Origin of the sequence: Psychromonas sp. (genome assembly GCF_047632955.1) — a bacterium.
In the GTDB taxonomy this organism is placed as follows: Bacteria; Pseudomonadota; Gammaproteobacteria; order Enterobacterales; family Psychromonadaceae; genus Psychromonas.
This window is the reverse complement of record NZ_JBLIED010000001.1, coordinates 161,930-183,024: the sequence shown is the minus strand read 5'-3', so window position 1 is coordinate 183,024 and position 21,095 is coordinate 161,930. Positions and strand designations below refer to the sequence as shown.

Genomic DNA, 21,095 nt, shown 5'->3' with positions numbered 1-21,095 from the left:
GAATAGCCAGTTAAGACAATTACCCTGAGCACGTCGTAAAGAAAAACACTTGATTAGATCATTCCAACAGTGTTTTAGCTGAAATCTCAAAAATATAAAAATAGTTTTCATTCGAATAAACCTTATCTCGTCGAGATCTTCGATTAAAACACCTCGAAGATGACAATGTCGAGTTGGCATGTACTAATTGATATAAGTATCAATAAAAAAGTACAGTGTGGTGACAATGCTTGCCGCAATGACAAAGTTTCTTACCTGCTTTTGTGGTAACCGCCGTGATAGTTGCGCCGCACCATAGCCCCCCGCCAGCGTTCCAAACAACACAATAGTGCCCTCATGCCAGGCAATCACATCATTATAAATAAATAACGTAATGGCAATCAGTGAGACAGTCGAAGAGACTAATAACTTCAAGCCATTCATGGCATTGATATTGGAGTACCCTGCCAAAGCTAAGTAACTCAAGGTAATAATGCCTAAACCTGCATTAAAAAAACCACCGTAGGTCGCCACACCCAGCAATATGATTAACAGTAAAAACGCGCCAATTGACGATGCATGGCGGTGGCGGGATGCCAGTTTTTTGAGGCCTGTATTGATTTTCCCGCCAAATATAAATAATAGCGTTGCAAACAGCATTAACCAGGGAATAGCTTCTTTAAAAACTGTTTCGGGTGTTTGTAACAGTAACCATGCGCCCAGAATACCGCCGATCAAACTGATCACAGTGATCCGCAGCAGTTCTCCCTTATGCAGGGCTATCTCTTTACGCAACGCATAAGTACCACTCATATAACCCGCGCATGAGGCAAAGGTGTTGGTGGCATTCGCTGTAATAGGCGGAATCCCCACAAAGATAAGCGCAGGGAAAGTGATAAAGCTGCCTCCTCCGGCAATGGAGTTAAGCACCCCACCAAAAAAACCAGCCAGGAACAGAAATACTAATTCAAATAACATAACAGATAAAAGACCTACCAAGACTCAAAGGATCAAGACGATAGCACATCGTCATCAACTCAAGTAGATACAGATATCATATATATTTAACCATGCAAATATTCCATATTAAAAAGCAACTATTTCTGGCAAGAAAAATGGAAGAACAAGGAAACAAAAATGCAAAAAAAATCATGGTAATTACTAGTGGGGAAGCATTTTGAAAGGCCTCATCTACCCGTAAAACGGAGAATCATAAGATATTATGAAGCACATAAATTGCAAAGACTAAAATCTAGTTTTATGAATTTTTGATCAAATAAAGGCTTAAATCTATTAAATTATATTTATTTCCAACCACCACTAGACGACCGGTCTATTTTAAGCTATCGTAATAGCCATGAAAATACAAACAAACGAAACACGCCAGCATATTTTAGACATAGGTTATGAGTTAATCGTGGCAAAAGGGTTTACAAGTGTTGGTTTATCAATGCTGTTAAAGCATGCGCAGGTTCCTAAAGGCTCCTTCTATCATTATTTTAAATCGAAGGAACAGTTTGGTGAAACACTTATTACAGATTACTTTGAAAAGTACATGGAATGGTTAAATGTGCTGCTTAGTAATAAACAGTTACCTGCCAACGAACGGCTTTTAACCTATTTACGGCACTGGATTGAGTTTAATCAGGGTATCTGTGGCGCGCAAAGATGTTTGATCGTCAAGCTCGGATCTGAAGTATCCGATCTTTCAGAGCCGATGCGTTTAGCCTTAAATAAAGGGGCTAATGATATCGTTTCGACCATTGCTCAGTGCATTGAAAGTGGCATACAGGAAGGCTCTATAAAAGTTAAAAACGCCCAGGAAACCGCCGAAATTTTATATCAAATTTGGTTAGGAGGATCCATTTTATACAAACTCAGTAAAAACGTTTCTGGCTTACAGCGTACGCTGCAGCAAACGGAACAGATTTTACAAGGTAAGTTAATATTTTAAGAAAGTAACATAAATCCGTACTTATTTATTACGGGTTTTTATTACCCCTTGCTAATAGACGACCGGTCTAATTGATAAGGCTAAATATTAGCTGTCACAACTTATTACAACTTCGTTAGATAAAAACGATAACACTTATTAAGGAACATTTATGACTGCTCAATCTAATCAACGTATCGTCTTAGCTTCACGCCCTGTCGGTGCACCGGCACAAAACAACTTTCGTCTTGAAAATACAGCGAAACCGATTCCCGCAAAAGGTGAAGTTCTGCTTCGCACTGTCTATCTTTCACTGGACCCTTATATGAGAGGACGAATGAGTGATGCGAAATCTTACGCCAATCCGGTCGCAGTTGATGACGTTATGGTTGGCGGCACGGTCTGCCAGGTAGAAGAGTCACATAACGATGATTACCAAGTCGGTGAGTGGGTATTAGCCTACACGGGTTGGCAAAGCTATGCCCTATCTGATGGTGAAGGACTGCTGAAACTTGGTACCAATCCGACGGCCCCCTCCTATGCGCTTGGTATTATGGGAATGCCCGGATTTACGGCTTATATGGGATTGTTAGATATTGGCAAACCTAAATCAGGCAACACTATTGTGGTTGCAGCGGCAACCGGTCCTGTTGGCGCAACCGTTGGCCAGATTGGTAAACTTAAAGGCTGCCGGGTTGTTGGCATTGCAGGTGGTGAAGAAAAATGCCGTTATGCTAAAGAAGAGCTGGGATTTGATGAATGTATTGACCATAAAGCAGAAGACTTTGCAGAGCAATTAACTGCCGCATGTGATAAAGGCATTGATGTCTACTATGAAAATGTAGGCGGAAAAGTATTTGACGCGGTTCTGCCGCTGCTCAATGTAGGCGCTCGAGTACCTGTTTGTGGTTTAGTTTCTCAATACAATGCAACGTCATTACCTGACGGTCCGGATCGTCTGTCTATGCTGATGGGTACAATTTTGGTGAAACGCATTAAAATGCAGGGTTTTATCATCTTTGATGATTATGCAGATCGTTATGACGAATTTGCTGCCGATATGACAACCTGGCTTGAAGAAGGCAAAATGAAATATAAAGAGCAACTAATAGAAGGTTTAGATAATACGCCTGAAGCCTTTATAGGACTGCTTGAAGGTAAGAACTTTGGTAAGTTGGTTGTTAAAGTAAACAACCCGCTATAACAATAAATTAAAGGGAAATATTAATGATTAAATTACATCACTTAAATAAATCTCGTTCCAAACGTATCATCTGGTTGCTGGAAGAACTTAAGATAAAGTACGAGGTAATTCCGTATCAACGTGACAGTCTGACCTTCCTTGCGCCGGTGGAGCTTAAATCAGTTCATCCGTTAGGTAAGTCGCCGGTTATTGAAGATGATGGTCTAATAGTGTCTGAGTCGGGTGCGATAACAGAATACCTGATTGATAAATACGCTGATGGACAGTTTGCTCCGAAGCGTGGAAGCAAAGAGTATGTTGAGTATTCTCAATGGATCCACTTTGCGGAAAGCTCTGCGATTTTACCTTTACTGTTAAAAATGTTTGTCGCAAAAGACGGCTGCGAAACTAATTTCCTGGCAGATTATGCGGATCTGGAGACCGAAAAAGTGATTCGCTTTTTTGATGATTCCTTAAAAGGTAAGCGTTATTTGGTCGCAGACCAGCTCAGCGGTGCGGATATAATGATGTCATTTATTGTTGAAATAGTGAAAAATAATGGCGAATTTGAAAAGTATAAAAATATTGCAGCTTATGCCGATCAATTAGCCACACACCCTGCCTTTATTCAAGCAGATCATATTGAATTAAAAGCACAGGCATAATTCATTAAGTAAACTGTTTTTCCCAAAAATGAAGCTGCTCATGTTTTTACATGGGCAGTTTAAACATTTAGAGTAATGGGGGATTTTGGCCGGTTATTTGTGCTCTTCTGCGCCTTAATAAAGTAAATTATTGACAGCGTTAACTCGCTGTTTTGACCACCTCCTTTAATACAACAATTTAATGTGCACCATCAAACGTCTTTAACTGCCCGCGTAAAAACCTCACATAATGCGTATATTACGCGCCATTATTTTTAACAATAAAAGTGTAAACACTCAAAACTTTTTTCACGCTAATAAATATTCCACAATTTTATCTACAGCTCCGTTCAAAAATTTTCGGCACCTTGAATTTTTAGGTCTATTGAATCTATCCCCTTACAGAGCAAGGTATTAGGCCATAGTAAAATGTTCAGTAACGACTCATAGAATATAAAACTTGTTTTATATTGCATGCTGGTATAGTCTTTTTTTGACTGTTAAATGATTTTTATATGATTCATATGGATATAAGTAGGAACCAATGAGCAGATGGTATGATAAAAGACCTCGTTTAGGAAAGCGATTGGATAAGTTTAAAGAAATGGATCAAAAAATTAGAGAGCCTATTTTAAACGGAATAATAGATTTGGTGGAAAAAAACCAACCAAGTCTTCTTACTTTTGAAAAGGCTTCAAATTTTCGTTTTGACTCTACTCGTCTGCGTTGGTATGAGCAAGATCCTCATCTTTGGTTGGTGTTTAACGCCTTACAATCAGCCGATTCCACTATTTTAGAGTTAGTAGAATATTATCTCGACAGCTAATAAATAGCGACGTAATTAAAGGTAACCCTGTCGCTATTAACTGCAACTAGCATACAATATTTCAGCGTTGAATTAACATCCTTTCTAGTATCAGTTCATATTCTTGTTAGTTAAGTCTGAAACATTCGCATCAAATAATAGATACCCAATAGTTTTTAACTGGCACAGCCGTTTATTTATTGCACTTAGGAATGAGATGCTCCTTTAAAACATCTGAGTATTGGAGCTCCAACACTCAGATTGATTTGATTAACTTAGCCGATCAATACATACATAATACCAGCCCAAAAAAAGAACATGGCTAACAGAAAGTATGCAACATTTCGAGTTACTTTTTTATAGTTAAAAAGTAAACTTGCTGCGACTGCTCCTGTAATACCGACAATAGACCAGCGTAATAAGGTCAAACTTTGATCTTGAACCAAGGGTAATGAATCAACACCATTGATTAAAAACCAAGCCAGCAAAGGTAATGCAAAGGCAACCGTAGTATCAAAAGTATTTGATGCCAGCGGATTAGCCACCGCATCTTCATATTCTCCTTTTTGCGCATCTTTTACCGACAACATCAAATCCGGAACAGAAGATGCTGCAGATCCAAATATTAATCCTGCAAAAAACTCAGGTACACCGAGCACCGATGCACTGCCCAACACACCTTCAACTAATAGATAGGAAGAGCCGGAAATAACCGCAATCGCTAAACTTAAAACAACCAGCGCCGGCAGCAGCGTAAAGGGTCTATTTGAGAAAAATAATGTATTGAAGTTAAAGGTAATTAAATTTAGAAACGCCCCGCGATCATCAATTTCTTCATACTCATATATGTCTTCACCTTGCTGATGACGTTTTGCATCAATATATAGATGAACGGCGTAAAAGAAATAGATGACGTTTAAGACGACAGCCATCCACAGCGTAAAATGATTAAAACCAAGAAAGATGATCAATGCAATTTCTGCCGTTAGCACCCAAAATACGTCTCTTATTAAGGTTCGTTTGGTTAATTGAATTGATTGAACCCTTACGCCATTCTCATCTTTTGCCATAATAATAGAAAGCGCCGGTATAACACAGCCGTTGAATATAGCAGAGCCGGCTGTCACACCTAATGCAACCATCACCAATGACGGGTCGCCAAACCAGAACAAAGTTGCAATCACTACGCACATTTCCGGCATACTTGAACCGATGGCATTAACAGTTGCTCCCTTCACGCCCGGCGGGAAGTTCCTCCCTAAATAAGAAGCGGCTTGCTCAAAAGTATCACATGCGTATTTTAATAAATAACATGAAAAAATAATTAATAAAAATGGCCATAGGTTTTGTATTGTGTTCATTTTATCTCTCTAATTATATTCAGTGCGTTTAAATAACATGAAAAAGGATTTGCAACTTTAGTAAATTAGTCATCGCTCTCGCCCATTAAATTATAACCTTGTTCAATCAAACTTGAGTTATTTCAAAGAGCTTAGTTCATGAACTAAACAATGAGTAATATTTAAACCAAATTTAATTATTACTTGTTGTATTAAAAAGGATAATCTAATTATATTTTGTCGGTCAGTCAAATAAAAACATAAAGCAGGAGGAGTTAATAAAGCACTATTAATGCCAATAAGCGGGGAATATCTCGCTTACTTCGAGAATTTCCCTTTTATTCGCCGTTGCTTGTTTTACCTCATTTCAGTGATAAGTTACCGTCGTAACAAAAGGACCTTGGTTGCTGCGTCACGGGATCAATAAATTCAAGCTCTTTTGCCAGTAACTGTAATGGTATTGAATAGTTATCCGCAGACAGTGGTTGTAATTGCGGATAGTATTTGTCATTCAGTATGGGCCAGCCCAGTGCCTGCATGTGAACACGTAATTGATGCGTTTTACCTGTCACGGGGTTTAATTCAAATAATGCCTTGGTTGTCGATTGTTGCAGGCAGCGGATCACAGAGTGGCTATTGGTCTCGCCCGCAGATACCTGCATGCGAAATCGAGGTTCGGATGGTACGATACGATTTTTCACTTGCCACTCCAGACCTATCAGGTTTTCACCTTCACGGATTTTCGCAATTGCCTGGTAGGTTTTGTGTATTTTTCGTGTTTCAAATAAATAATGGTAACGATGACGGGTCTCCGGGTTAACCGAGAACATCACCAAACCGGCTGTCACTCTATCTAAACGGTGCACCGCTTGTAAGGCATCAATACCAGTTGTGCTTCGTAAGTGGTTTTGCAGGCATTCATTAACATAGATACCGCCGGGGGTTACTGGCAGAAAGTGGGGTTTATAGGCGACTAAAATATGCTCATCCTGAAAGAGGATTGTTTCTTTATAGGGGATGCAGGGCTCACTTTCGACTTCCCTGTAATAATAAATCCGTTGCTGGGGTATAAAAAGTGATTGCGCAGTTATCAGAGCGCCGTCGTGGCAGTGTACCTTGCCATCATTGATCCGTTGCCGCCAAATCTGAGCATCGATATAGGGGAATTTAATGATCAGGTATTCCAGCACGGTGGCGACGCCGGGGTTAGTCTGCGGTAAACTCAGCTTTGAGGGGTGCTCGGATATTATCATTTAGTGAACCAAACTTGGGACTATAACATAAGCTAATAACGACAGGCTGTAAGTTATCCGCTTAAGTTTTATTATCCTTTTAATGGATTTTAAAAAAAGTGGAATAGACAATAAATGATAGTTGTTTGTCACCGCCCTCTTTTTTGCAAAAATCAACAAGATACGTGAATATTCAGAATTTCATCAACGTTTTGGCAAAGTTAGAAATATAATAAACGAGATCTAATAGCGCTTTATTTTTGACTCGTCAAACTCGATCGCTACGGAGATTTAATGACATTAACAAGGGTTTGTACTATTTACTAACTTAACAGGGCATAAATAGGCTAAAATAGTGGACTATTATCTTCGCTTTGAGCACTTTATATTAATGACTACTGTCACAGCACCAGCCAACTTTACAGAACTTGGCCTTATTTCCCCCCTGTTAACGCGGTTAACTGAGCTGGAATATCAGCAACCAACGCCTATCCAAGCACAAGCTATTCCAAGCGTATTAGCAGGACGAGACTTAATTGCAGGGGCAAATACAGGTTCCGGTAAAACTGCCGCCTTTGCACTGCCACTTTTACAACAACTGGGACAGCAATTACCTATTAATAAAACATTGAGTCGTAAAAGTAGTGAAGGTAATTATGTTACCGCACTGATCTTGGTGCCTACTCGAGAACTTGCCAAGCAAGTTGCTGACAGTATTAAATCCTATGCTGTGCATTTTAACGGCGCGATTAAAACCCAGGCTGTTTTTGGTGGCGTATCTGCAAATACGCAAATGCTGGCATTACGCGGTGGCACTGATATTTTGGTGGCAACGCCAGGTCGATTACTGGATTTAATTTCAAGTAATGCCATTAAGCTCGACCGGGTTAAAACCTTAGTGCTCGATGAAGCCGATCGTATGTTAAGCCTGGGTTTTACTGACGAGTTATCTGCTCTGCTTGAATTATTGCCAAAGCAAAAACAAATCCTACTTTTTTCAGCGACCTTTCCTGAACAAGTTCAGGCGTTAACCCGCGAATTGCTCAACAATCCAGTTGAAATACAATTGCAAAGCAGCGACGCCAGCACCTTAGTGCAGCGCGTTTTTACGGTTAACAAAGGGCAAAAAACGGCCTTGTTAGCACATTTAATCAAGCAGCATCAATGGCAACAAGCGCTGATTTTCGTCAATGCAAAAAACAGCTGTAATCACTTAGCTGAAAAACTTTCTAAACGAGGCATTAGCGCAGAAGTATTTCATGGCGACAAAGGTCAGGGTGCGCGTAGCCGTGTCCTTGAGGCATTTAAAGCAGGCGAGATTGATGTGTTAATTGCAACCGATATTGCAGCACGTGGTCTGGATATCGAAAAACTGCCCGTGGTAATCAATTTTGACTTACCAAGAAGTCCATCGGACTACATGCACCGTATTGGCCGAAGTGGCCGTGCCGGTGAAGTGGGTTTAGCCTTGTCGATTATTGATCATGAAGATTTTCACCATTTTAACGTCATTGAAAAGAAGAACAAACTGCGCCTTGAACGAGAGCAAGTAGCGGGTTTTGAAACCGTTGAATTTATAAAAGATGTATTTTCAGGCGCAGATAAGCCGACCGCAAAGCCTGAAGGCAGTGGTAAGAAAAAACGCAAAAATAAAGAGCAGGTGAATGCAGATATCTGGTTAAGAAAAGATTAACCTTAATAAAATTTAACCCTGTTTAATAACCCGGTAAGTGATCAAGTGAAAATGACCATGATTTTGTAATTTGTAACTTGCCATGGGCACAAACTAAGTTAAGATGCTGTCAAAATATCTGATTGTGATCAATAAAAATCAGATGTTTTAAGCAAAAGCTAAGTGTAAAAGCAAAGGGTATGACTAATGATTTGTGCCGAATAACCATAACTGACGTAAATATTTGAATTTTTTATCAGAAAAACATGCTCTGAGCATGCATGATATTCGCCGAATCAAGATATAGCACAATCACACGCTATGATTATTTGTAGTGGTAAGGTAAAATTAATTGAAAAAGTGATCACCTATTACAAAAGATCACATACACATGGAATTTATGTCTGCTTAAAAACATCTATGGCAGTACAGACAATCCGTGAGGAAATAATAATAAAATTTAGCGTATACCCCGCTTTTTATGTTTAACCTCAGGTAGTATCTAAAACGAATTTATACACAACACCGGTTATACCCAAGCCCTCTTTTGGGGTAACTATTTTAACAACATAAGGAACTAACTATAAATGTCAGATTTAAACAATCAGGATATCAACCCGAACAGCGAACGAAACCAGCTTAAAGCCTTACTTGACCAGCCTGTTGAAGATTTACCACTAATGTCTTTGTACCGTATCAGATACCTAGCAACAGAGCTTGCTATGGAAAGTGTAGTAACACACGCTCAACAGGTTATTGATAAACGTCGACAAGCAAAGTAATGTCTTAGCAACAAACGTTCCATGAGCAGAGGGCTATTGTCAAGCTATAGAGCGGAATTGATTAAATCCAGTCAAAGCCCCTTTAATTGCAACCCGATCCCATTCAGAAAAGGTGTTCACGGAAAGCGTTATAATATTTTTTTAAATAAATAGCGAGCAGCATAACCTTACAGGTTTCTGAGGGTACGGAAAAAACGGACTGAAATACGGCAGTATTAACCGCTGTTTTTCATCCATTTCCCCTTAGCGCTTGCGTTTTTTATATTGTCAATGCATTCTGAATCTACGCTTTAAGTCGGTGTTCCGTAATAAAGCGTATTTTTTCAGCCCAACTAACTGTCATTGATTTTATAAATTCTGCTCAATAAGACGCCTTAATTCAGACACTTCATTCTTCAGTGCAGACAACTCTTTTTCTAATTGTTCAATGTGCTGCTCGCACTGCACTATTCCGAATACCGGCGGCATTGCAAGACTAACCTCAGACGGATCAACTTCACCACTAAATTGATGCATATAGCGGCTTTCGCGTTTGCCGGCTTCACGGGGTAATTTCACCACCAGTGATTGTTCAGCCAATTTATCCAGAACAGCCTCAACCTCTCTTACATCAATAAACTGGCATAGTCTATTGGATCTTGTTCTTAACTCTCCCGGAGTTTGCGCTCCCCTCAGCAGCATGCAACAAACAACGCCCTTTTCTTGCTTAGTAAATTGAAGACTACCAAATTCGGTGTTACAAAAACGGTGACGGTACTTAGCGACACGGCTATGAGAACCACTTTCATCGTTTATTAAACGTTTTTCAATTAAAGCATCCACTGCATCTAATACCTCAGCTTCCGAAACTGACATTACCGGATCACGGTTACTTTTCTGATTACATGCATTTGTTAAGCTATTTAAACTAAGGGGATAAAGATCAGGGGTGGTTTGCTCTTTTTCCATTAAGCAGCCAATAATGCGGGCTTCAATATTTGAAAATACGGTATTCATACTCGTTTCCTGTGTATTATTTTGTTTAGTCAGTCAAGGTGTTTACAGATAAATATACCCGTTAAGGCTGATCAGTGATTGTTGCAACGCAGATAAAAGGTCGCTTCAGAAACACTCATCACTTTTTTATGAAGAAAATGCTCTTGTCCGGAGTCAAATCGATGAGAGCTTGAAAATGCTTTATGCTCGGCATTGTCGATAGCATCACTGAGGATATTAAGCCCCAAACTGCTCGCAAAAACGTTAGCGGATTTTAATTGTGCGTTATTCGCTAAAGATTCTAAACCATTTTCAATCTGCGAGTCTGATATTTTCAAATTGGCAACGCCCAGACGATTAATTAAATCGATAACATCAGCGGCCATGCCAAAATCCCTAACGGTCAATGTAATCCCCATCTTATTAGCATTATTCAGGTTCGACAGAATATCTGTTGAGGCGTCGCCAAGAATTTCCTTATCAACGATAAAATTAAGCTGCCTGGTTGAACAGCCCGTTTCTTTTAAAATAGTTTGCAGCTCCGCAATGAAACTAATTTGTGATAGTTGTATTTTGAACAAAGCAATTGCAATCCGGCCAAATTTAATCTGCGCTTTTTCCCAGGCAACCGCCTGTAGGCAGGCTTTACGGATCATTTCCCAGCCAATGGGCACTAGCAAATGGCTGCCTTCCGCCACGCTCAAAAAGCGCTCGGGCAGTAATATTCCACGCTTGGGGTGATGCCAACGCAGTAAGGCTTGGATCGCAACTATTTGCCGTTTATTAAGGTCGTATTCCGGCTGGTAATACAAATCTAACTGCCCTGACAATAATGCCTGTTTTAACTCTTTTTCTAGTTCAAACTCTTTATTCAAACCGAGCGTCAAGCCGGGGGTATAAAAATTGTATACTGTACTTTTGTCGTGTTTACCACGCTGCATCGCTCTTTCAGCATTCAAAAACAGCAGACCAACCTCAATCCCATCATCGGGGGAAAGACTGATACCAATACTTGCGGTAAGATTTTTGTGGACGTTTTCGATAACAAATGCGCGCCTAAACTGCTCTGCTATTTTACGCGCGAGCTTAGCAGCATCTAATTCACTGACCAATTCATCAATGATAATAATAAATTGATCCTTAACAAAACGCCCCAGAGTCTCTTTTCCGGACAGACAGTTTTTTAGACGCTTAGCAACCTCCTTTAAAACCTGATTACCGCCATTATGACCATGCTTATCATTAATCGCCTTAAAATCATCAATATCAACTAACATAACCGCTACTGCACTTTGCTGATAATTAGCACGTGTTAATCTATCTTCCAATCGGCTAAACAGGGAAATTCGATTATCTAATCCTGTTAACGGATCCTGTTTTGATAAGAAGCTGATTTTTTTATCTGTTACCTGAAAGTGCGTTAAATCGGTATAAGAATAGACTCGTTCAACCCTATTTTCCCGCGTATGCTGGACCTCATAGGCCTCTAACCAGGCGTGACAAATATCACCACGTTTAGTGCGATAGGTGATATCGCCCTGCCAGGAACCGTCTGCGTCTAAAATCTGCTCAATACTTTTATAATAGTTGTGATCATGGGTAGGAGAAGCTAATAAATTGATTTCCTGAGCCAGTAATTGATCGTTACGATAGCCAAAAACAACACAAGCGTGGTCATTCACTGACATTATTCTGCCGTCCCCGTCGGTAACGATCAGACTCTCTTTACTATTTTCAAATACAGCATCCGCAATCTCAAAGCGCTTCTGAGTTTTTCGCTGCTCGGTCATATTCTGGCCAACAGAAATAACCCCTTGCACATCGCCATGTTTGTCCTGCACGGGTATTTTTTTATATTGAGTAAATGACGTTCACCGTCGTAATCGGTGGAAACGACTTCCTGTTCATTAATTTTATTATTTTTTATAACCCTTTGATCTTGTTTAATAGACGCTACCGCTTGTTCCAATGGGGAAAAATCATACACTGTTTTACCCAAAACCTCCTTTTCCAGATAACCCACAAATTTTTCAAAGGGTTTATTACAGCTCAATATGCGACTTTTTAAGTCTATATGAGAGATCATATCCGGAGAAATATCTTCCGTCGCGCGCAGCATTCTTCGCTGTTTTTCTAATAGAAACTTTGATTTATTGAGTTCTGTGATGTCAAAAATAAGTCCGCTTTGTATTTTTACATTAGCGGTAAACTCTTTATAAAAGAGAAGATCATGTTTTTCACCCGCTTTATTAGTCCATTTATATTCATGCAAGCCAACTTGATGATCAATAAACATTTGCTGATCTACTTTGTCGATCTCATCCTTTAAAGGAGAGTCAGATAGATCAGTAAATGTTTTCCCGATAACTTGTGCGGGAGTGAGACCGAACAGCTCGGAAAAATGGTGATTACAGGCTAAATATTGTGCTTGTTTATTTTTAAAATAGATGGGAATACTAAGAGACTCTAAAACGGCTTTAACCTCATCAGTAAAAACATTTTCTATACCAGCATCTCTGCTCTGTTCAGTTGCATTCAGGTAGGTTGTATTCAATAGGGGAAAATCAGCTTTAATTTTATCTTTTACATCTGTCGTAAGGGGGAGTTCTGATATCAAGTGACTAAAACTATTTCCCGATAAAGTCAGATCGAGTTGATCGCTATTCGATAAATGAACAATATGATAGTTATCTGTTTTTTTATTCACAAAAAATGTGTTAAGTAATGTATCAATAAGGGTAATATTATCCCCAAGATACAGTATATTTCTAATAGAATGAGACAAAAACACCCCCCTTAAATATAAATGCTACGTTGATAACAGCAGCACTTTAAATATTACATTGCTCAGCTAACCACTAAATTGAAACAGGGTCACGATAACCTCACCCGTTATGTATACTCTATGCCCTTTTGAGGATACATACTTTTGTTTTTCATATAAAAAGCCACTTTCAAACGTTGCGCTGGTTTGGCTGACATATTTAACTAAAAGAGCATCAGTGCCTATAGCGGAACCAGCTGAATTTTCCAGTATATAATAAATTATTGTAAGCCGTTGCAGGCTAAACCTGTGACCTGTCTTCCAGTGTAGTTGCCTTTAAAACGCATTGCCAATCGCCCCATGATGTAGATTTTTTTACAAATCATTAGGTGGCTATTCCACAATTCCAGCAGCCCGTTAGCGGCTTTACAAAGACAACTTGGGATGAATAAAATCAATAAATGCCGAGATCCGTCTGGCAACGGATGAAGACTTATAAAAAACAGCATTGATCTGTTCACGATCCGTATTGGTGAGTTTTCCTTGCTCTAAAACAGCAACAAGTCTGCCTGCTGCAATATCCTTATTAACCATAAAGCCGGATAAGCAGGCAATGCCATTTCCTGCTAGTGTCAGTTGACGCACGGTTTCACCGCTGCTGGCGGTCAAATTCGGCTCAATATAATCAATCCCGGCTAATGGCCAGCGGTTTAATACTTTTGAACCCGTAAAACCAATCAGGTCATGGCCCGATAAATCGCTCACTTTTTTGGGCACTCCCCTTTTAGCCAGATACTCATGGGATGCCACCATATGCAGCAGACTTTTCCCCAACGGGCGGGCGTGTAAAGTGGAATCGTTTAATTTACCGATGCGAATCGCCAGATCGGTTCTTTTCTCCAACAGATCCACAAAACCTTCATTAGAAGTGAGCTCCAGTTGAATATCAGGGAAGGCTTTTTTAAAAGACTGAATCAGTGGAACAAGCTGGTGAAATACAAAAGGGCTTGCCGCATCAACGCGCAACCTGCCCGCGGGTAATTCGCCACGGGAAATAAGCTGCTCTTCGGCCTGATGAATATGCAACAGCCCCACTCGAACAGACTCCACAAACTGCCTCCCTTCATCGGTAAGCTCAATCCGTCTTGTGGTGCGGTTTAAAATGGTCACACCCAGCTGTTTTTCAACTTTACTCACCGCGCGGGATACTCTGGCGACCTGAATGTCCAAGTTATCAGCAGCAGCAGAAAACCCACCGCTATCGATCACACTAAGCAGGATTTGTAAATCATCGGAACGCGTCAACATAACATTATCCATTCAATCTCAAGGTCTATTGTTGCAATATTAACAAAAGTAATTTGTTAATAACACGGTTTTTCGTGACTTAAAAATCAATAATAATGCGCCCATCAAACGAAAACACAGATTGTGTTCCAATATAGAAACAGAAAAAGAGAGAAAAAAGATGCCTTTAGCATTACTTGCATTGACGCTCAGCGCCTTTGCCATCGGAACCACCGAATTTGTCATTGTCGGATTAATCCCCACCATGGCACAGGATTTAAGTGTGTCACTGCCTTCCGCCGGGCTGTTAGTCAGCCTCTATGCAGTGGGTGTTGCCATTGGAGCACCTGTTTTAACCGCGCTGACCGGAAGCTGGAACCGCAAGCATGTATTGCTTTGTGTAATGGCACTTTTTGTCGCGGGCAACTTACTGGCGTGGCAGGCTCCCGGATATGAAACGCTGATTGCCGCACGCATCCTAACGGGTTTGGCGCATGGGGTGTTCTTTTCAATAGGCACCACTATTGCGACAGGTTTAGTTTCAAAAGAGAAAGCGGCGAGTGCCATTGCCATCATGTTTACGGGTTTAACCGTAGCCTTGGTGACGGGCGTTCCGCTGGGGACCTATATTGGCCAAACGTTCGGTTGGCAGGCAACCTTTTTAGCAGTTGCGCTACTCGGTTTAATTGCGTTTATAGGCAGCGCGCTGTTAGTACCCAATAACTTAAAGCAGGCAGCAGCGACTAAGATTTCAACACAATTGAAAGTACTTTCAGAGCCGCGTTTACTCTTGGTTTACGCAATCACAGCGATTGGTTACGGCGGATCCTTTATTGCCTTTACCTACCTAGCACCTATTCTCGAACAAATTTCTGGTTTTGATTCAAGTGCTATCGGTCTGATTATGCTGGTTTATGGGGTATCGGTTGCTGTAGGTAATATCTGGGGCGGAAAAATGGCGGATAAAATGGGGCCAATTAAAGCGCTAAGCATTATTTTTACAGGGCTTGCCGCGGTGCTGCTGGTATTTAACTTTACCGCGGTTAACCCCATTGCAGCGGTAGCCACTATTTTAGTTTGGGGCGCATTTGCCTTCGGTAATGTCCCTGGCTTGCAGGTTTACGTCGTAAAACTGGCTGAAAAACACACACCGGATGCGGTTGATGTTGCCTCTGGTCTTAACATTGCCGCCTTTAACGTCGGTATTGCACTGGGTGCCTGGGGAGGCGGTTTAATCGTCGAACAAGCAGGATTGATGAATACCCCTTGGATTGGCGCGATGGTGGTGTTATTTGCGCTGCTATTAACGCGCTTTAGCGGCGCACTAGACAAGAAAGCTGAATATCAAGCACTTAACAAGCAAGCTGCTTAATCAAACATAAAGGCGATATCCTAAAAGATATCGCCTTTATTAAGGGTAAAAATCGAGGATTAGGTCTTTAATTCGTAACGCAATATGATTGCCTGTTACCGTGACATGATACATGCAACAGAACTATCTCAGCATCTAAAAATGCAAAAATACGGATTAAGCAACAAAGTGGGTAGCACAAATTTTATTGCCCGATGGATCACGCAGATAACCTAAATAAAGTTTTCTGGTTCCCGTTTCGCGAAGCCCAGGTGGTTGTTCGCATGCGCTCCCACCGTTCGCTATTCCTGCCGCATGAAATGCTTCAACCGCTTGCGAATTGCCGGCTTTAAATCCGATAGTCATACCGTTACCGTAGCTTGCAGCTTCTCCATTGATCGGCAGTGTTAACGCAAAAACCCCCGCATCGGTCATATAAAAACAGCGTCCTGTCGCATCTAAAACACCTTCACTGTGTCCGAGTGTCGCCAATACCGCGTCATAAAACAGTTTTGACTCTTCTATATTATTGCTTCCAAGCATGACATGACTAAACATTCTCACTTCCTTTTATTCGAAATAAAAAATTACAAAGATCAAACTGAGTTGGTTACAGTTATCATTTTGCTCAACGCTAAAAGCGTTTTCAGCAGGATAAAAACACAGTTCTGCACAGTAAACAACCAATACTAAAAGATGCTGTCACTAACTTCTAAAAAGCCTTCAAAAATAACGACAAAAATGCACGCAAGATCTCAACAAAGGAGTCGCGTTATTGCTTTTAAAGGTTCAGTCCACAACAATAACCACTAAGCCAAAATGTAGCGCAAGCATTTGATATATATCAAAGTAGTTAGTGTTTTCTTATCACACAATATTTTCAGATTAGGTAAAATAGATAACAGAGACGTGAGCACAATAAGCAGAATTAATTTTATTCAGCTTTGCTTAATTAAGACCCTAATTTCAAGCAGCCCCTAGTCACGTCTTTGTGGAAAATATTGGATTTATCAATAAACACATCGCAGGAAAATAATTATGCCATCCAAGGTTCCATATCAAGGCCACGATACCGCAACAATCACCGTCTCTAAGTTACGTCAGCGCTATATTATTGCACTCTCGCTCATTGCACTGCTGATCATCGGATCCCAAATTGTAATACAATTTTTATTAACAGCTCAGATATATGATTCGCACCTTGTTAATATTGCCGGTAGACAACGCATGTTGAGCCAGAAAATAACCAAGTTGAGTTATTATATTTCAACCGCAGAATCTGAAGATCTCGCATCGCATTATCGCGCAGAGCTTAAAGATGCGGCCAATTTATGGGAATATTCTCACCTTGGCTTAATCCACGGAAATAAGGATTTACAGTTACCGGGCAATAACAGCAAAAAAATTGTCGCTTTATTTGATAACATTCAATTCCACTATCAAACAATCCTCAATGCCGCAGTATTAATCAGTTCCGCATCTGACAAGACGGCTGTTAGGCTGGATGCGCATTCTATAGCGCAGCATGAATCTGATTTCCTGAGAGGGATGAATGAGATTGTATTTCAGTATGACCGGGAAGCTAACGATAAGATCAGATCGGCCAAATGGCTTGAAATCTCTTTAATGATCACTACGCTCATTGTCTTGTTGCTCGAAGCGCTTTTTATTTTCTCTCCTGCTACCAAGAGCCTGCAGCGGAACATGCAGGGACTTATTGAGCGCGAGAAAAATTTTCAACATCTTTTTGCCGCCAGCCCAATCTCAATATTGCTGGTAGATCCCGCTGACTTTGCGGTTCTACACGCCAATAAAAAAGCACAAGATTTAATCGGAGAACCCTTAGACACGATTTGTACAACAACACTGCAGACCTATTTGGGTGACAACTATGAAAGCAATAATCTGTTTATCAACAAACTTAAAAAAGGCGAGAGCTTCAACGAGTATGAGATAGTTATTCTCAGTACACAGGGATCTGTCGTTGAGACACTTGTCTCGGTTCGCGTTATTACTTTTGAAAGGAAAAAGGTCTTTGTTATCGGCATCACTGACATTAGCGAACTCAAAAAAGCACAAGAGAAGCTCGAACACTATGCCTCCTTCGACGAAATGACCGGCTTGTTGAACCGTCGCACGGGGTTGCTGTTTCTTGAAAAAGCAATGAAGCTGCTACAACGCAACGGTGGTCAACTGTCAATTTGCTATATTGATGTCGATGGTTTGAAAAAGGCCAACGATCAATATGGGCATGGGGAAGGTGACTGGTTGATTTGCACCGTCTCGCGCGCGCTAAGTGACAACATTCGCGGCAGCGATGCAGCGGTTAGACTTGGCGGGGATGAATTCCTGCTGATACTACATAATTGCACAAGCGCAGATGCCAACCTCCTGGTTGCCAAAGTAGAAAATAGTCTAAAAGAGATCGAGATTGTCAAACACAAGCCATTTTCGATTGAGTTTAGCTATGGTATTACTAGTTACGCACCGGAAAAAGATGTTTCGCCCGATGAGCTTATCTCGGAAGCGGATAATTTGATGTATCAGTCAAAACATCTAAAAAAATTAAATCTTGCGGCCAGCAATAACAAAGGGTTGTCGATTTACAGCCAAGATGATGACTCCACTCGAGCCAGCTTTCGAGCTTCGAGCCTGATAGCCGACAACTAACAGCCTTAAAGCAGTTTTTCCATCTGACAGCGCAAATTCATTGCCGCTTGTCTTGGCGACGGTGCATGACAAATAGCCGAGACCAATGCCACGCCCGCCACATGGCTTGCCATCACCGCATCAAGATTTTCAGCATTGATACCGCCTATAGCAACTATCGGCAAAGCGCTTTGCGCGACGGCATCGGTAAGCCCCTCAATACCCCATTGTTTCTTGATATTGGTTTTTGTTGGCGTAGCAAAAATAGCACTCAAGCCCAAATAATCGACGGGTAAAGATGCAGCTTCAGTAAGCTGCTGCTGATTCTCAATAGACAGGCCAAGCAATTTATCTTCACCTATTAACAGGCGGGCAATTTCTACCGGCATATCCGATTGCCCTAGATGCACCCCATCGGCATTAACGGCCAGTGCAACATCTACCCTGTCGTTGACGATCAACGGCACTCCGGTGCCCTGTAAAATAGCCTTCACCGCTAACACCCTTTCTATAAAAACGCGCACATCACCCTGCTTTTCGCGAACTTGCACCATGGTCACGCCGCCGGCAACGGCTTCTGCAACCACCCTTTTTAAGGTTTCGATATTTTGCTGGTCATCGGTGACTAAATATAAACGATAGGGATTGTGTTTATTTTCCGATACTCGGTTTTCCAAAATAGGATTTTTCAAGGCGTTGCCCTCCAACTGTTTTTTATTCTGGCTAGGATAATTTCAAACGCTCAATCAGGGTTGCCTCATCCAACAAATACAAAGCATCTAAAAGATTAAGCTGCAGACTGCCGGGCCCTTTTGACTGCATAGCTGCGATTTCACCCGCTACTCCTAATACTGCCGCCGCCGCTAATCCGGTTTCTTCCCCAACCGCTGCAAAAGCGCCGGTTAAGGCGCTCAGAGTACAGCCCATTGCCGTCACATAAGGCATCATGGCATGGCCGTTATCAAGCTGCGTTTGCCCGATCGATGTAACAATAAAATCCGTCGCACCGGAAATAACCACAGCGGATTGGTAAGTTTCACGCAAATACCGTGCAGCGCCAAGCGCGGCCTCACTGCTGTCAAGCGCATCGACGCCTTTGCTTTTTCCTTTTTCTCCGGCTAAGGCAATGATTTCCGAAGCGTTTCCTCTGATAATCAGCTTGTTGGCAGCTTGCGCGATTTGCCGTGATATTACCGTTCGCAGGCTGCTTGCACCACATCCGACAGGATCAAGTACAATAGGTTTGTTATGGATATTCGCCTGCTCAACGGCAAACAACATCCGCTCAATCCAGATACTGTCCAGAGTGCCGATATTGACCACTAGGGCACCGGAAAAAGACAGCAGTTCAGCCATCTCTTTGCGGGAATGCGCCATAATCGGCGACGCACCCACGGCAAGCAAGGCATTAGCGGTATTATTCATCGCCACATAATTACTGATACTGACCACCAGCGGTTTCTGTTCGCGCAGCGCATGTAACGCGGCAACAATCGTTTTTATGCTCATACTGCTCCCTTTTTATTTATTATTGAAAACTAGGAATATAATCCTGCGCTTTAGGTAGCGTGCTGATGATTTTTTGGCTATACATAAAATTGGCATAATCGTCATAACGCTTTAAATCAACCGCAGAAGGACGCAATGCAAAGCGGGTCAATGTCGCATTCCAAGCCAGTTTATTAAGCTCATTATTCAGAGTGTCCGGCGCATAGGCTGCAAACTCTTTCCAGGATTCCTGAGGGTGATTGACTATATAAATTGTCGCCTGCTCCAGCGCTTTATTAAAGGCCTGAATGGCCGCTTTATCATAGCTGTTGGCATTGGCTACAAACACCAGTTCATCGTAGGGTGGTACACCGTGCTCTTCGGGAAAGAAAGATTTTGCCTTAATGCCCTCCAGTGCTAACTGGTTTGTTTCAAAATTGCGGAATCCTCCCCAGGTTGCATCGACTTTTTCAGAGGCAAGCGAGGCAGACAGTGCCCAGCCTATATTGATAATCTCAACATCTTCATAGTTAACACCCTGGGATTTCAACATCGTGCCGATGGTCGCCTCTTCATTACCCGCGATGGAAATACCAATCTTTTTACCTTTAAGATCTGCGATTTTATTAATTTTATTATTGTCTAACACGGTCAGAGTATTAAGCGGCGTAGCAATCAGGGTGGCGGAGCGGATCAGCGGCAGCCCTGCAGCCACATCCATGATTAAATTAGGCTGATAAGAAATAGCCAGATCTACTTTACCTGCCGCAACCAATTTAGGCGGCATGCTCGGATCGGCTGGCTCTTGAATCTTAACCTCAAGGCCCTGTGCCTTAAAATAACCACGCTGCTGAGCAATCACCACGGGTCCGTGATTGGGGTTAACAAACCAGTCCAGCATCAAGGTTAATTTCTTCATCTCGGCCTGCGCCGGCAGCGCTAGCATTAATGCCATTAAGACAGCAGTGTTCAAGATTATTTTTGTTTTCATTCTCTTTCCTTTTTATTAGT

The 21,095-nt window shown here is 41.4% G+C and carries 19 protein-coding genes; 8 read left to right on the top strand and 11 right to left on the bottom strand.

The genetic code is table 11. The features are described from left to right. Positions 1-183 precede the first annotated feature (183 nt). Positions 184-957, bottom strand: coding sequence for a sulfite exporter TauE/SafE family protein (locus ACJAZP_RS00780; RefSeq protein WP_415228821.1), 774 nt, complete (start codon positions 955-957; stop codon positions 184-186). Between the two features lie 379 nt (positions 958-1,336). Between ACJAZP_RS00780 and ACJAZP_RS00775 the strand changes: the two genes are divergently transcribed. The 4 genes from ACJAZP_RS00775 to ACJAZP_RS00760 all read left to right on the top strand — a co-directional run bounded on the left by ACJAZP_RS00775 (position 1,337) and on the right by ACJAZP_RS00760 (position 4,565). Then, on the top strand, positions 1,337-1,933 hold the full coding sequence (locus ACJAZP_RS00775) for a TetR/AcrR family transcriptional regulator (RefSeq protein WP_415228820.1): 597 nt from the start codon (positions 1,337-1,339) through the stop codon (positions 1,931-1,933). A 151-nt stretch (positions 1,934-2,084) separates the two neighbouring features. Continuing rightward, on the top strand, positions 2,085-3,116 hold the full coding sequence (locus tag ACJAZP_RS00770) for an NADP-dependent oxidoreductase (RefSeq protein ID WP_415228819.1): 1,032 nt from the start codon (positions 2,085-2,087) through the stop codon (positions 3,114-3,116). A 23-nt stretch (positions 3,117-3,139) separates the two neighbouring features. Continuing rightward, the gene (locus ACJAZP_RS00765; protein ID WP_415228818.1) at positions 3,140-3,760 is read left to right on the top strand and encodes a glutathione S-transferase family protein; all 621 of its coding nucleotides are present in this window, start codon (positions 3,140-3,142) and stop codon (positions 3,758-3,760) included. Positions 3,761-4,325: 565 nt separating this feature from the next. Continuing rightward, positions 4,326-4,565: a hypothetical protein gene (locus ACJAZP_RS00760; RefSeq protein ID WP_415228817.1), complete on the top strand. Its 240-nt coding sequence runs from the start codon at positions 4,326-4,328 to the stop codon at positions 4,563-4,565. A gap of 254 nt (positions 4,566-4,819) precedes the next feature. Here the strand turns inward: ACJAZP_RS00760 and ACJAZP_RS00755 are convergent, their stop codons facing one another. Both ACJAZP_RS00755 and ACJAZP_RS00750 read right to left on the bottom strand, forming a co-directional pair. After that, positions 4,820-5,905 carry a sodium:calcium antiporter gene (locus ACJAZP_RS00755; protein WP_415228816.1) on the bottom strand — a complete coding sequence of 362 codons (1,086 nt, stop codon included), beginning with the start codon at positions 5,903-5,905 and terminating at the stop codon, positions 4,820-4,822. Positions 5,906-6,246: 341 nt separating this feature from the next. Continuing rightward, the gene (locus ACJAZP_RS00750) at positions 6,247-7,137 is read right to left on the bottom strand and encodes a pseudouridine synthase (protein ID WP_415228815.1); all 891 of its coding nucleotides are present in this window, start codon (positions 7,135-7,137) and stop codon (positions 6,247-6,249) included. Between the two features lie 370 nt (positions 7,138-7,507). Between ACJAZP_RS00750 and ACJAZP_RS00745 the strand changes: the two genes are divergently transcribed. Together ACJAZP_RS00745 and ACJAZP_RS00740 are read left to right on the top strand one after the other, a co-directional pair. Next, a complete protein-coding gene (locus tag ACJAZP_RS00745; protein WP_415229015.1) occupies positions 7,508-8,809 on the top strand; it encodes a DEAD/DEAH box helicase in 1,302 nt (433 codons plus the stop codon). Positions 8,810-9,375: 566 nt separating this feature from the next. Beyond that, the gene (locus ACJAZP_RS00740; protein WP_415228814.1) at positions 9,376-9,570 is read left to right on the top strand and encodes a hypothetical protein; all 195 of its coding nucleotides are present in this window, start codon (positions 9,376-9,378) and stop codon (positions 9,568-9,570) included. A 348-nt stretch (positions 9,571-9,918) separates the two neighbouring features. On the opposite strand, the gene ACJAZP_RS00735 is transcribed toward ACJAZP_RS00740, so the two are convergent. From ACJAZP_RS00735 to ACJAZP_RS00720, 4 genes are all read right to left on the bottom strand, one after another. Then, positions 9,919-10,566, bottom strand: a complete 648-nt coding sequence (locus ACJAZP_RS00735; RefSeq protein WP_415228813.1) for a YceH family protein — start codon at positions 10,564-10,566, stop codon at positions 9,919-9,921. A gap of 71 nt (positions 10,567-10,637) precedes the next feature. After that, entirely contained in the window at positions 10,638-12,386 is a 1,749-nt protein-coding gene (locus ACJAZP_RS00730; RefSeq protein ID WP_415228812.1) for a putative bifunctional diguanylate cyclase/phosphodiesterase, read from the bottom strand. Beyond that, positions 12,332-13,330: a PAS domain S-box protein gene (locus ACJAZP_RS00725; protein ID WP_415228811.1), complete on the bottom strand. Its 999-nt coding sequence runs from the start codon at positions 13,328-13,330 to the stop codon at positions 12,332-12,334. The genes ACJAZP_RS00730 and ACJAZP_RS00725 overlap by 55 nt, the downstream gene beginning before the upstream one ends. A gap of 405 nt (positions 13,331-13,735) precedes the next feature. After that, the gene (locus ACJAZP_RS00720) at positions 13,736-14,617 is read right to left on the bottom strand and encodes a LysR family transcriptional regulator (protein ID WP_415228810.1); all 882 of its coding nucleotides are present in this window, start codon (positions 14,615-14,617) and stop codon (positions 13,736-13,738) included. Between the two features lie 160 nt (positions 14,618-14,777). Here ACJAZP_RS00720 and ACJAZP_RS00715 point away from each other — a divergent pair, with 160 nt between their 5' ends. Next, positions 14,778-15,968 carry an MFS transporter gene (locus tag ACJAZP_RS00715; RefSeq protein ID WP_415228809.1) on the top strand — a complete coding sequence of 397 codons (1,191 nt, stop codon included), beginning with the start codon at positions 14,778-14,780 and terminating at the stop codon, positions 15,966-15,968. 156 nt (positions 15,969-16,124) lie between these two features. On the opposite strand, the gene ACJAZP_RS00710 is transcribed toward ACJAZP_RS00715, so the two are convergent. Further along, complete coding sequence (locus tag ACJAZP_RS00710; protein WP_415228808.1) at positions 16,125-16,505, bottom strand: VOC family protein; 381 nt, start codon at positions 16,503-16,505, stop codon at positions 16,125-16,127. 480 nt (positions 16,506-16,985) lie between these two features. Between ACJAZP_RS00710 and ACJAZP_RS00705 the strand changes: the two genes are divergently transcribed. After that, a complete protein-coding gene (locus ACJAZP_RS00705) occupies positions 16,986-18,617 on the top strand; it encodes a diguanylate cyclase domain-containing protein (protein ID WP_415228807.1) in 1,632 nt (543 codons plus the stop codon). 5 nt (positions 18,618-18,622) lie between these two features. On the opposite strand, the gene thiE is transcribed toward ACJAZP_RS00705, so the two are convergent. Genes thiE through ACJAZP_RS00690 form a run of 3 tightly spaced genes read right to left on the bottom strand, consistent with a single transcriptional unit; the run spans position 18,623 to position 21,075 of the window. Continuing rightward, positions 18,623-19,288 carry a thiamine phosphate synthase gene (gene thiE, locus ACJAZP_RS00700; protein WP_415228806.1) on the bottom strand — a complete coding sequence of 222 codons (666 nt, stop codon included), beginning with the start codon at positions 19,286-19,288 and terminating at the stop codon, positions 18,623-18,625. Positions 19,289-19,319: 31 nt separating this feature from the next. Next, positions 19,320-20,105: a hydroxyethylthiazole kinase gene (gene thiM, locus ACJAZP_RS00695; RefSeq protein WP_415228805.1), complete on the bottom strand. Its 786-nt coding sequence runs from the start codon at positions 20,103-20,105 to the stop codon at positions 19,320-19,322. Positions 20,106-20,124: 19 nt separating this feature from the next. Continuing rightward, positions 20,125-21,075 (bottom strand): ABC transporter substrate-binding protein, encoded by a 951-nt coding sequence (locus ACJAZP_RS00690; RefSeq protein ID WP_415228804.1) that lies wholly within the window; start codon positions 21,073-21,075, stop codon positions 20,125-20,127. Between the last annotated feature and the right edge of the window lie 20 nt (positions 21,076-21,095).